The organism is Nocardia xishanensis NBRC 101358 (assembly GCF_001613365.1).
GTDB lineage: Bacteria > Actinomycetota > Actinomycetes > Mycobacteriales > Mycobacteriaceae > Nocardia > Nocardia xishanensis.
The window spans coordinates 220,240-231,925 of sequence record NZ_BDCF01000001.1 but is presented as its reverse complement, the minus strand read 5'-3'; the positions used below and the strand labels follow the sequence as shown (position 1 = coordinate 231,925).

The window sequence follows — 11,686 nt, the reverse complement described above, 5'->3', positions numbered from 1 at the left end:
CAGGGCGTGCAGCGACCGGGTTGCGGTCACGGACCATGCTACGACCGGGCCGGGGCAGCCGAGGCCCGAGCCGGTTGCCCGGCGGCCACTTCGGCGAGGCACTCGGCGGCTGTCGGGACCGCGGCGCGCAGGTCGCGCGAGCTCGGCGCCGCGTAACCGAGCGCGATGCCGAAGCTGGTCGGTGGCGCGGCTCTCGTGTGGTGCTGGGCGGAGAGGTGGTGCCGGGCCAGGCCGTCCAGAACGACGCCGCGCGCTGCCGCAGCGTCGACCGCACGGTGTTCGGCCTCCGCCGTCGGCAGCGGCACCACGACGTGCGAGCCCGCGTCGTCGCCGACCACGGTCAACCCTTTGCGGCGCAATTCCGTGACGATCAGTTCCCGGCGCGGCGGGAGCGCGCGCCGCAACCGGCGCAGGTGCCTGGCCAGGTCGCCGTGTGCGGCCAGTTCGGCGAGGACGCGTTGACCGGCCGGGCTCGGCGAGGTTCCGGTGCGATCGCGATGCTCGAGCACGGCCGCCGCGATCGACGGCGCGGCGACGAGCCAGCCGACGCCGAGTACCGGCGAGAGGATTTTGCTCGTGGTGCCGAGGTGCACGATCACATCCGGCGCCATCGCCGCGAGCAGCGGCAGCGGGGCGGTGTCGTAGCGCAATTCGCCGTCGTAGTCGTCTTCGATGACGAATACGCCGGTGCGACGGGCGAATTCGACGAGCTGCACGCGACGAGCTGCGGGCATTCGCGCGCCGAGCGGAAACTGATGCGCCGGTGTGCAATACACGGCCTTGATGTTGGAAGGCAGGTCGTCGACGCGCAGACCCTCGGCATCGATCGGCACCGGAAGCACCCGGATGCCGGCCGCCAGAAAGGCGCCCGCCGCCCGCTGATAGCCGGGCTCCTCCATGGCGACGGCGTCGCCGGGCCGCAGCAGGGCGGCGGCCAGTTCGCCCACCGCGGAACTGGTTCCGGCCGTGGCGAGCACGACGGTGTCACTGCCCGCGCTCAGTCCCCGATGGCGCAAGAGGTGTTCGGCCACGGCCGCCCGGTATTCCGGTTCGCCCGCGCGGTCCTTGCGGATGACCGGCGGCTGGTCGGAGGCGGCCCGCCAGGCGCGGCGCCACGCCGGTCGGTCGATGGCCTCGACGCAGGGCGCGCCGGGAACGAGGTCGTAGCCGACGCCTTCGAGGGCAGGGTCGGCGGCGACGTGGTTCGGTGCGGGGGCCGCGGCCGGGGCGGTGGTGAGGTACGTGCCCGATCCTCGTTTGCCCTCGAGCCAGCCTTCGGCGTGCAGCTGGTCGTAGGCCGACGCGACGACGGTCCGGCTGACGCCGAGTCGCCGGGCCAGCGCCCGCGAGGACGGCAGCCGATCCGAGGCGCGCAACAGGCCCGAGGTGGCGGCGGCGCGCAGGCCGTCGGCCACCTGCACCGACAGCGGTTCGGACGCGTCGCGATCGAGCGCGAGGGGTAGTTCTTCGAGCACCGGACACCTCGGATTGGACTGTGAGAATCGGGCTGAATTGGCTATTCAAGAATGCCACTTCCTGCCGGACGCTGGTGTCATGACGCACTCGACCAGCGCCCGCCCGTCCCTGTCCCCGACCCCGCGCAGCACGCTGACGCGGTCGAAAGAACGCGGCCGCAGCGACCGCGCAGAACTGGACGCGGTGCTCGACGCCGGTCTGATCTGCCACGTCGGCGTCGTCCTCGGCGGCAGCCCGGTGGTGCTCCCGACCGCGTACGGCCGCGACGGCGACACCCTCTACCTGCACGGATCGACCGGTTCGGGCAACATGCGCGCCGCGCTGGCCGGTGACATCTCCGTCGCGGTCACGCACGTCGACGGCGTCGTCTACGCCCGCTCCGCCATGCACTTCTCGATGAACTACCGCTCGGCCGTCGTGCACGGACGTGCGGTCGAGCTGACCGACCCCGAAGCGCGCACGCACGCCCTGCGCGTGATCGTCGAGCACGCCGCCCCCGGCGCGTGGGATCGGGTGCGCCCGCCGAACAAGAAGGAGCTAGCCGCCACCATGGTGCTTGCGCTCGACCTGACCGAGGCGTCGGTGAAGGTCCGCGAGGGCGCGCCGCTGGACGACCCGGCCGATGTCGACAGCCCGACGTGGGCGGGCGTGCTGCCGCTGCGCCAGGTGTGGGACGCGCCGATCGATTCGCCGGATCTGGCGGACGGGATCGGGGTGCCCGCCGATGTGCTCGAGCGGAGTGCGTTGGGGGTTTCGTTGGCGCGGTGAGGGATTCGCAGACATTCCCCCCGCCGATCGCTGTTCGCCTTCGCGGCCGTGGTCACCCGATATGCGGAGTCGTGGGGCCGGTCCACATGGCCGCGCTAGCCGCCCGAGCGTTTGGCGACCTAGTGCTTCGCTGCCTCCTTGCTTTTTCCCGGTGGCCGCCCTTTCGCTGGGGCTCCCAGTCACTCGAGCCTCCGGTATCGAGGTGGGCTGTGCGCGGACCTGGGTTCAGGCGGGGTTGCGGTGAGTTGGGCGCGGGTGGCCCGGTGCTTCGCCGCCGTGGCGCCTTGCTGCCCCTGGGTGATTGGTTGCCGGGAGCTCTCTGTCCGCTCCGGCGCTCGATAGCTTGCGCGTCCGGTGCCGAGGTGGGCTGTGTGGGGGCCTGGATTCAGGCGGGGGCTGCGGCGGGTTGGGGGCGGGTGGTGAGGAGTGTCGCGAAGAGGAGCAGCCATGCGCTCCACAGGATGTAGCCGAGGAAGTTGGCGGTGTTCGCGAATGGCAGGTCGAGTGGGATGAGGATGCCGAGGGCGATCAGGGCGGCGCAGGCGTAACCCAGTGACGTGAACCAGTGGGGGAAAGTCTGCCGTAAAGCGAGGCAGACCAAGGTGGTCCACGCGGCGGTCAGCAGGTAGCCGAGGGTTTCGCCGAGTGCGGTGCCCAGGATCGAGCCGAGTAGTTCGAAGGTGTGCACGGCGGGGGAGCCGGGTCCTTCCGCTGCGGCGCGGTCGGCCAGTGTGGGGACCAACAATGGCCAGCGCAGGAGGCCGATCGCCTGGACTGTTGCGGCCGCGACGCCGACGTACACGGCGCGGCGCATGGTGGACGAGTCGTCGAGTCGGCCGATTCGGATCGCGAGCGGGGCGAGCGCGAGGGCCGCGATGGCCAGCACGGTGAACCAGGTGATCACCGCGAATTGGTTCGCCCGGAACAGTTCCAGCACGTCGGGGGCGGGCTGTTGCAACACATCGGGGTAGTCGAAGACGCCGCCCAATCCGAGGAAGGCGACGTTGAGCGCGACGGGGGCGGCGACGAGCAAGGCAATGGTGGGCCAGGGCCTGGTGGACACGGGTTACACTCCATTCTGGCTGTACGGGGTACAGCTAGCTGTACGCGGTACAGTCAAGCGCGTGTCCGCAGCGAAGTCAATCCCCGAGGGGGAACGCAGAATCCGGCCCGCGCGCCGGTCCTTCACCGAGGCGCAGGTGGTGGACACCGCCCTGCTGCTGCTCGACGAGGGAGGTGCGGCGGCGGTCTCGATCCGGGCGGTCGCGGGACGGCTCGGGGTGAACCCGAACGCCGTCTACACCTACGTCGCGAGCCGCGCCGATCTCGAGCGCGCGGTGATCGAACGGGTGCTCGGCTCGGCGCCGCTGACGGTGCTGGCCGATCCCGCAATCGAATGGCGTTCGGCCATCGTCGAATTCGCGGTCGAACTGCGCCGTCGCGTCCTGGAACACCCGGCGGTCGCGGGGCTGATGATGACCGCGCCCATGGACGGCCCCGCCGCGCGCGACGTAGGCGAAGCCCTGCTGGCCTGCCTAGCCAGGGGCGGCCTGTCCCCAGACCGCCGAGCGCGCGCCGCCTACGCCGTCATGGTGCAGGTGATCGGCGCGATCGCGATGGAGGTCGCCGAGGCCGACGGCCGCCCCCCGCTGCCGCCCGAATCCGTGCGCATCGCACAACGCCGCGCCGCCCTGGCGGAGATCCCGGCCGAACGCTGGCCGCACACCCACGAGAGCCGCGACGTGATGGCGGAGTGGATCAGCGCCGAACAGTTCGCCTGGAGCCTGCGCGCATTGTTGGACGGGCTGTCGGTGGGGTGACGCACGCATGCCGTCGGAGCGTCGGATCCAAAACCGAGACGGCCTCGCCCCGGCCGCAGAGTGTGGACAACCGAGCGTAGTCCATCATCGCTGCGGCACACGTGGCCTGGCGCATCACCACGGGTAGGCGTCGAGCCCGAGGCGGCCAGCGGCTTCCGCTGCGAATTCGGCCAGCGCCGTATCGGATTCGATGGCGGGGTCGAGGCCGACCAGAGACAGGACGTAGTCCTGGCCGCTGCGGCATAGGTAGCCGGACAGGCGCGTGCGGGGGAGGTGGGTGGTGGTGAGCCCGGGGTGGATGGCGCGGGCGGCGACGCCGATGCAGGGATGGTCGCCGACGGTGCTCAGTGAATCGGGGAGAGTTCCGATGTTGGAGCACAAGATGTCTCGCTCGCCCGCACCCTTGGACAGGGCGTAGGCCCAGCGGTCTGGGATCACCTGGAGCAATTCCTCGGGCATCCCACCGGGGCTGGACATTCGGCGCTCGTACGCGGCGCGGGCCTTCTTGCGCAGTGTCGCGGGTGTGTCGGCGCGATCGACGACGATCTCGGTCATCGCGAGGTCGTTGTCGACGCGCGGCTCGTCGCGGGTGTCGACGGGCAGACTCGCGGAAATCCCGTGAGCGGGAAATCCAGTGTCCCACAACAGCATCGCGACGAATAGAATGAACAGGCTGTTAGCTGTACCGCCGTGTTCTGCGGCAACCCGGTCCCATTCGTCGGCGCGGAACTGCACGATCGCGCCGTGCGCGCCCAGTACGTCCACGCCCGTGCGCACCGGTCCCTCGGATTCGGGCCGTTTCGGAATCCCATGGCGCAGTGCACGGATCGTGCCACCCACCACGACCGACCATTGACGAATGGCGTCCGCCCACTCGGACTCCCTTGTGTAGCGCGACCGTGCGTCACCCGCGAAGATCGACTCGAGCCGTCCCGCACCGGCCGGCACGGCGCGAGCGTCGACCACCTCACGCAACGCGGAATCCACCGCGTGCACCAGCCCCCGGGCATCGGCAAGCGCGTGCGAACAGGTCAGCGCCACAACGGATCCGCCATCGGAAAGCCAGCGGGCGGCGAGTCGCCACCCAGGACCGAATTCCGGGTCCAGGTCCGTGCCCAGCGTGTCCGCCCAAAGCAGCAGCTCTTCGAGAGGGAGCGTGTCTTCGCGGAATTCGAGGGGGTGGGCACGGGTGTTCGGCTGCCAGAAGCGACGAGCGCCGGGAACGCGAGATCGGGTCACCCTGCGGCCCAAAGGCCCTACCCGCAACGCGGCGTGAATGCGTTGCAGCAGCGCGGGTTCGACACGGTCGGCGGTGCGCCAGAGCCCTTGGAGGGCGATGGGTGTGCCGAGCCCGCGGTGGGTGCGCAGGAAGATCTCGTCGACGACGCCGAGGCGGTCCATCCTCAGCCGGACACCCCGTGCCGCCCCGCGCCCGCGGCGAACCGCTGCGCGCCCGCGAGTGCGCCGTCGCCGTCGGCGAGGGCGGTGAGCCCGTGCCGGAACTCGTTGCGCAGGGCCGCGGCTTCGTCCATGCCTTCTTGCTCGAGCATCGACATCCGGTCCGAGCGCAGACAGGTCTGCGGCAGCCTGGCGAGTTCGCTCGCGAGTTCCTCGGCGGCGGCGCGCGCCTCGCCGGTGGGCACGGCCCGGTTCACCAACCCGATCTGCAGCGCCTCGGGCGCGCTGACGGCCCGGCCGGTCAGCACCAGATCCATGGCGCGGCCCGTGCCGATGATCCGCGGCAGCCGTATCGTGCCGCCGTCGATGAGCGGCACGCCCCAGCGCCGGCAGAACACCCCGAAGGTGCTGTCCTGCTCGGCGACTCGCAGATCGCACCACAGCGCCAGCTCGAGCCCGCCCGCCACCGCGTAGCCGGAGATCGCGGCGATCACCGGCTTGGACAACATCATTCTGGTCGGGCCCATCGGGCCGTCGCCGTCCTCGGCCGCGCGGTTGGATCGCTCCGTCCCGAGCGCCTTCAGGTCGGCGCCCGCGCAGAAGGTCCCGCCCTCGCCCCAGAGCACCGCGACCGCCGCCGTCGGGTCGGCGTCGAACTCGCGGAAGGCGTCGGCGAGTTCGAGCGCGGTCGGCCCGTCCACCGCGTTGCGCGCCTCGGGACGGTGCAGGATCACCGTCGTCACCGGCCCGTTCTTCTCGACTCGAACGCTCACTGACGCCCCCTTCGTATCGCCGTCCCTCGCCGCGGCGGGCGGGGCGCTCCTAGATGGCTCACGTTCTCGACCATACGACGGCCCGGCCCTTGTGTGAAGAAGTGAATCCGTGATTCACTTCTTTCGTGGCGTACCGCAGGACCCCTGCCGTCCAGGCCCGCCTGGACGCCCAGGAGCAGCTGATCGTGCAGGCCGCGACCAAGGTCCTCTCCGAGGCCGGGTTCGCTGGCCTGTCCATGGTCGCGGTCGCGAACCGCGCCGGAGTGGCCACCGGAACCGTGTACAAGCACTTCGACGGCAAGGCGAACCTGGTGACCGCGGTCTTCCGCACCGTCGTCGCCCGAGAGGTCGCCGCCGTCACCGCGGCGGCCGAGAAAGGCAGCGCGGTGGAGCGGGTGACGGCGGCCGTGGAGACCTTCGCCGGGCGCGCCATGAAGAACCCCAAACTCGCCTACGTGCTGCTCGTCGAGCCGGTGGACACCGTGGTCGACGCCGAGCGTCTGCACTTCCGCCGCGCCTTCGCCGAGGCCTTCGAATCCGCGGTGGCCGATGGCGTCGCGCACGGCGAACTGCCCGCCCAAGACCCGCGCACCAGCGCGGCCGCACTGGTCGGCGCCATCGGCGAAGTGCTGGTCGGCCCGCTCGCCGCCGCGCCGCACGCCGAATCCGTCGTCCCCCAACTCGTCACCTTCTCGATCCGCGCGCTCGGCGTGCGGCCGGGGGCGAGCGCCGAGAAAACAGGAGTGTCCGATGCAGACTCATGAGGTCTTCAACCAGGTCCCGAACATCGTGCCCTTCGACGCCGGGCGCAACCCGGCGCTGCTGGAGGGCCTGCACCGCGAGGGCGCGGGGTGGGCCGAGGACGAGGTCCGCGAACTCGGCAGGCTCGCAGGCGGTTTCGCGGCGCAGGAATGGGGCAGGCTGGCCAACGAGTACCCGCCGGTGCTGCGCACCCACGACCGCTACGGCAACCGCGTCGACGAGGTCGAGTTCCACCCGCACTGGCACGACCTGATGCGGGTGGCGGTCGAGCACGGTCTGCACGGCTCGCCGTGGACCGACGACCGGCCCGGCGCGCACACCGCCCGCGCCGCCAAGTTCTACACCTGGGGCGTGGCCGAGGCCGGACACATGTGTCCCATCTCGATGACCTATGCGATCGTGCCCGCGCTGCGCAACAACCCCGAGCTGGCCGCCCGATACGAGCCGCTACTCGCCTCGCGCACATATGATTTCGGGCTGCGCGAACCGTCTGCCAAGGCCGGTTTGATCGCGGGCATGTCGATGACGGAGAAGCAGGGCGGCTCCGACGTGCGGGCCAACACCACCTCCGCGACCCCGCAGCCGGACGGCAGCTACCGCATCGTCGGGCACAAGTGGTTCACCTCCGCGCCGATGTCGGACATGTTCCTGACGCTGGCCCAGGCGCCGGGCGGCCTGTCCTGCTTCCTGCTGCCCCGGGTGCTGCCGGACGGCAGCCGCAATCCCATTCGCATCCAACGGCTCAAGGACAAGCTGGGCAACAAGTCCAATGCCTCCTCGGAGATCGAGTACGAGAACGCGACCGGCTGGCTGGTCGGCGCGGAAGGCGCAGGCGTCAAGACCATCATCGAGATGGTGAACATGACCCGGCTCGACTGCGTGATCGGCTCCGCGACCAACATGCGAGCCAGCACCGTCTACGCCGTGCACCACGCCAGGCACCGAGCGGCCTTCGGCGCCGAGCTGATCGACCAGCCCGCCATGCGCAACGTGCTCGCCGACCTGGTGATCGAATCCGACGCGGCGACCACGGTCATGATGCGCCTGGCGGGCGCGACGGACCGGGCGAGCGGCGATCCCGCCGAGGCCGCGCTGCGCCGGATCGCGCTCGCGGTCACCAAGTACTGGGTGTGCAAGCGGGCTCCTTCGCATGCCGCCGAGGCGCTGGAGTGCTTGGGCGGCAACGGATACGCCGAAGAGTCGGGAATGCCGCGGCTCTATCGCGAGGCGCCGCTGATGTCGATCTGGGAGGGTTCGGGCAACGTGGCCGCGCTGGACGCGCTGCGCGCCATGGGCCGTCAGCCGGAGACCGTCGAGGCGTTCTTCAACGAGGTGACGCTGGCCAAAGGCGCGAACCCGCGTCTGGACGACGCCATCGCCAAGGTCGGCAAGGAACTGGCCGATCTCGGCGACATCGAATACCGCGCCCGCCGCGTCGTGGAACTGATGGCGCTGGTCCTCCAAGGCGCGCAGCTTGTTCGGCACGGTCACCCCGCGGTGGCCGACGCCTTCTGCGCCAGCCGGCTCGGCGACGACTGGGGCATCGCCTTCGGTACCCTGCCGACCGGCGTCGACACTGGCGCCATCATCGAACGCGCCTTCGTCGAATGACCGGCGCTGGGTAGTGTCTGCGCGGTGAGCGAGGTCGAGATTCCGCTGCACCGGCTGGTGCGCAGGGTGCTGGATCGAGCGGCCGAGCGTCCGGAGCGGCGGTACTTGCTCGGCATCGCCGGACCCCCGGGAGCGGGGAAATCCACGCTCTCGGTGCTGCTTCGCGACGCGTTCCCGGTCGCGGCGGCCGAGATCGCGCCGATGGACGGTTACCATCTGTCCAACGAGCGGCTTCGCGCGGCGGGCAGCCAGGCGCGCAAAGGCGAGCCGGACACCTTCGACGTCGCCGGCTTCGTCGAGAACCTGCGCCGCCTGCGCGACACCCCGCGCGGAACGCCGGTGCCGTGGCCGACATTCGATCGCGCCACCGACGAGCCCACCCCGGCGGGCGTGATCTTCACCGACCAGTCGATCGCCGTCGCCGAGGGCAACTACCTGCTGCTCGACGACCGCGCCGGGCACGGCTGGTCGGCTGTCCGGGCGGAACTCGACGAATGCTGGTACCTCGACGCCGACCGCGGCGTGCTGGCGGCCCGGCTGCTCGACCGGCACCGGAAGGGCGGCCGCGGCGCCGAGGCCGCCAGGACGAAGGTGTACGAGAGCGACCTGCGCAACGCCGATCTCGTCGGCGCGACGCGGGAGCGCGCCGACCTGGTGCTGCGCGAGCGCGACGGACGCTACTTCGTGGTCGGCTGACCGCGCCGCGAATCTCGCTTCACCCGGCGCGTGTGACGCCGCATCGGCGAGCCCCCGCCGATCATTGACCCATGACGGAGTCGCAGCGGGTTTCGGGGAGCGTGCACGTACTGCGGAACGCCGCCGCACTGCTGTGCGCGCTGCTGTTCTACTACGGCGTCCCGATCGACTGGGACAGGGATGTCGACCTGCCGGGACGCATCCTCGGCTTCGCGGCGTTCCTCGCCGGCGTCGGCGGGCTCATCTGGCTGACGGTGCGCCGCATCGAGCGCTACCTGCGCGCGCCGCTCATGACCGGCGGCCGAGTGGACGGCATTCTGTTGCTGCTGTGCGTGGTGGCGATGTTCTTCGCGCTGTTCTACTACCGGCTCGGGGTGCACTATCCCGGGCAGTTCGAGGGACTGTCGACCCGCACGGACGCGCTTTACTACACCGTCGTCACGCTGGGCACGGTCGGCTACGGCGACGTGCACGCCATCGGTCAGGCCGCGCGGATCGCCACCATGGTGCAGATTGTCTTCGACCTCATCGTCATCGGCAGCTTGCTGGCCATCGTCTCCACCGGCGTCGCCCGGCGACTGGAGGCGGCCGCGGCGCGTCGACCCGACGACGCGCAGCTCTCGGACGACAAGAAGCCAGGCTCCGGCGACGACCCTCGCCCGCTGTCCGGCCAGGGCCCGCGGCCGGACGGGCACGACTGATCAGCGGTTGGCGCGATACCAGCGGATGAGCGCGTCGGTGGACGAATCGTCCTGCGGCGCGGGTTCTTCGACGGCGGTGAGCAGGGGAGCGAGTGCCAGCGCCTGCTGTTTGCCGAGTTCGACGCCCCACTGATCGAAGCTGTCGATGCCCCAGATGCTGCCCTCCACGAAGACCTGGTGTTCGTAGAGCGCGATGAGCTGGCCGACCACCGAGGGCGTCAGCTGCGGCGCGAGGATGGTCGTGCTCGGACGGTTGCCCGGCATCACCTTGTGCGGCACCACCTCGGGATCGGTGCCCTCCGCGGCGATCTCCTCGGCGGTCTTGCCGAAAGCGAGCACCTTGGTCTGGGCGAACAGGTTGCTCATCAGGATGTCGTGCATGCTGCCGGTGCCGTCGCGGGTCGGCAGATCGTCGGTGGGACGGGCGAATCCGATGAAGTCGGCGGGAATAAGGCGGGTGCCCTGGTGCAGCAGTTGATAGAAAGCGTGCTGGCCGTTGGTGCCCGGCTCACCCCAGAAGATCTCGCCGGTGGAGGTGGTGACGGGAGTGCCGTCGGCGTGCACCGACTTACCGTTCGACTCCATCGTGAGCTGCTGCAAATAGGCGGGGAAACGCGCCAGGTCGTTCGAATACGGCAGCACCGCACGCGATTCCGCGTCGAAGAAGTTCGAGTACCACACGCCGAGCAGACCGAGCAGCACCGGTGCGTTCGCCTCGAGCGGCGCGGAGGCGAAATGCACGTCCACGGTGTGCATTCCGGCCAGGAATTCCGCGAAGCGCTCTTTGCCGATGGTGGCCATCACCGAAAGCCCGATGGCCGAATCCACCGAATAGCGGCCGCCGACCCAGTCCCAGAAGCCGAACATGTTCGCGGTGTCGATGCCGAATTCGGCGACTCGCTCGGCATTGGTGGAGACCGCGACGAAATGCTTGGCGACCGCGTCCTCGCCGAGCGCGGCCACCAGCCAGCGGCGCGCGGCGGTGGCGTTGGTCAGGGTCTCGAGCGTCGAGAACGTCTTGGACGCAACGATGAACAGGGTGGTCGCGGGGTCGAGGCCGGCGAGCTCGGCGACCAGGTCGGCGGGGTCGACGTTCGAGACGAAGCGAGCGCCGATACCCGCGTCGGCGTAGTGGCGCAGCGCCTGGTGCACCATCACCGGGCCCAGATCCGAGCCGCCGATGCCGATGTTCACCACCGTGGCGATCCGCTCGCCGGTGGCGCCGCGCCAACGGCCCGAGCGCAGCTCGTCGGTGAATTCACCCATTCGTCGCAGCACCTCGTGCACCTCGGCGCCCGCGTCGGCGCCGTCGATGATCATCGACTCGCCCGCGGGCAGGCGCAGCGCGACGTGGCCGACCGCGCGATCCTCGGAGGTGTTGATGTGCGCGCCCGCGAACATGGCGTCGCGCCGCTCGGCCACCCCGGCCTCGTACGCCAATTCGCCGAGTAGCTGCAGAGTTTCCCGGGTGACCCGGTGCTTGCTGTAGTCGATGTGCAGGTCGCCCACCTGGACGGTCAGTTCACGACCGCGCTCGGGGTCGTCCGCGAAGATCTCGCGTAGGTGTCGCTCGGACACGGCGCCGTAGTGATCGTGCAGTTTCCGCCATGCCGCCATCGCGGTGATGTCGCTGCTCACGTTCGCCGAGCGTACTCACCGTGCGGCGCCATCGCACGGCTGA

The 11,686-nt window shown here is 70.3% G+C and carries 11 protein-coding genes; 6 read left to right on the top strand and 5 right to left on the bottom strand.

Features of this window, described 5'->3' with window-relative positions:
- Positions 1-38: 38 nt before the first annotated feature.
- A complete protein-coding gene (gene pdxR, locus NX1_RS01135; protein WP_068052191.1) occupies positions 39-1,475 on the bottom strand; it encodes a MocR-like pyridoxine biosynthesis transcription factor PdxR in 1,437 nt (478 codons plus the stop codon).
- 79 nt (positions 1,476-1,554) lie between these two features.
- Between pdxR and NX1_RS01130 the strand changes: the two genes are divergently transcribed.
- Positions 1,555-2,244, top strand: a complete 690-nt coding sequence (locus tag NX1_RS01130) for a pyridoxamine 5'-phosphate oxidase family protein (RefSeq protein WP_068052190.1) — start codon at positions 1,555-1,557, stop codon at positions 2,242-2,244.
- A 385-nt stretch (positions 2,245-2,629) separates the two neighbouring features.
- Here NX1_RS01130 and NX1_RS01125 read toward each other — a convergent pair whose 3' ends face one another.
- Positions 2,630-3,307, bottom strand: coding sequence for a DUF4386 family protein (locus NX1_RS01125; RefSeq protein WP_068052189.1), 678 nt, complete (start codon positions 3,305-3,307; stop codon positions 2,630-2,632).
- A 61-nt stretch (positions 3,308-3,368) separates the two neighbouring features.
- Here NX1_RS01125 and NX1_RS01120 point away from each other — a divergent pair, with 61 nt between their 5' ends.
- On the top strand, positions 3,369-4,064 hold the full coding sequence (locus tag NX1_RS01120) for a TetR/AcrR family transcriptional regulator (RefSeq protein WP_245668255.1): 696 nt from the start codon (positions 3,369-3,371) through the stop codon (positions 4,062-4,064).
- A gap of 114 nt (positions 4,065-4,178) precedes the next feature.
- Here the strand turns inward: NX1_RS01120 and NX1_RS01115 are convergent, their stop codons facing one another.
- Together NX1_RS01115 and NX1_RS01110 are read right to left on the bottom strand one after the other, a co-directional pair.
- The gene (locus NX1_RS01115) at positions 4,179-5,465 is read right to left on the bottom strand and encodes a hypothetical protein (RefSeq protein WP_068052186.1); all 1,287 of its coding nucleotides are present in this window, start codon (positions 5,463-5,465) and stop codon (positions 4,179-4,181) included.
- A 2-nt stretch (positions 5,466-5,467) separates the two neighbouring features.
- Positions 5,468-6,235: a crotonase/enoyl-CoA hydratase family protein gene (locus NX1_RS01110; protein ID WP_068052183.1), complete on the bottom strand. Its 768-nt coding sequence runs from the start codon at positions 6,233-6,235 to the stop codon at positions 5,468-5,470.
- A gap of 125 nt (positions 6,236-6,360) precedes the next feature.
- Between NX1_RS01110 and NX1_RS01105 the strand changes: the two genes are divergently transcribed.
- From NX1_RS01105 to NX1_RS01090, 4 genes are all read left to right on the top strand, one after another.
- Positions 6,361-6,999: a TetR/AcrR family transcriptional regulator gene (locus tag NX1_RS01105; RefSeq protein WP_068052180.1), complete on the top strand. Its 639-nt coding sequence runs from the start codon at positions 6,361-6,363 to the stop codon at positions 6,997-6,999.
- Positions 6,986-8,608, top strand: coding sequence for an acyl-CoA dehydrogenase family protein (locus NX1_RS01100; RefSeq protein ID WP_068052177.1), 1,623 nt, complete (start codon positions 6,986-6,988; stop codon positions 8,606-8,608). Before NX1_RS01105 ends, NX1_RS01100 begins: the two co-directional genes overlap by 14 nt.
- Positions 8,609-8,632: 24 nt before the next feature.
- Positions 8,633-9,304, top strand: coding sequence for a nucleoside/nucleotide kinase family protein (locus tag NX1_RS01095; protein ID WP_068052169.1), 672 nt, complete (start codon positions 8,633-8,635; stop codon positions 9,302-9,304).
- Positions 9,305-9,375: 71 nt separating this feature from the next.
- Entirely contained in the window at positions 9,376-10,005 is a 630-nt protein-coding gene (locus NX1_RS01090; RefSeq protein ID WP_068052163.1) for a potassium channel family protein, read from the top strand.
- On the opposite strand, the gene pgi is transcribed toward NX1_RS01090, so the two are convergent.
- The gene (gene pgi / locus NX1_RS01085) at positions 10,006-11,643 is read right to left on the bottom strand and encodes a glucose-6-phosphate isomerase (protein WP_068052160.1); all 1,638 of its coding nucleotides are present in this window, start codon (positions 11,641-11,643) and stop codon (positions 10,006-10,008) included.
- Positions 11,644-11,686 lie beyond the last annotated feature (43 nt).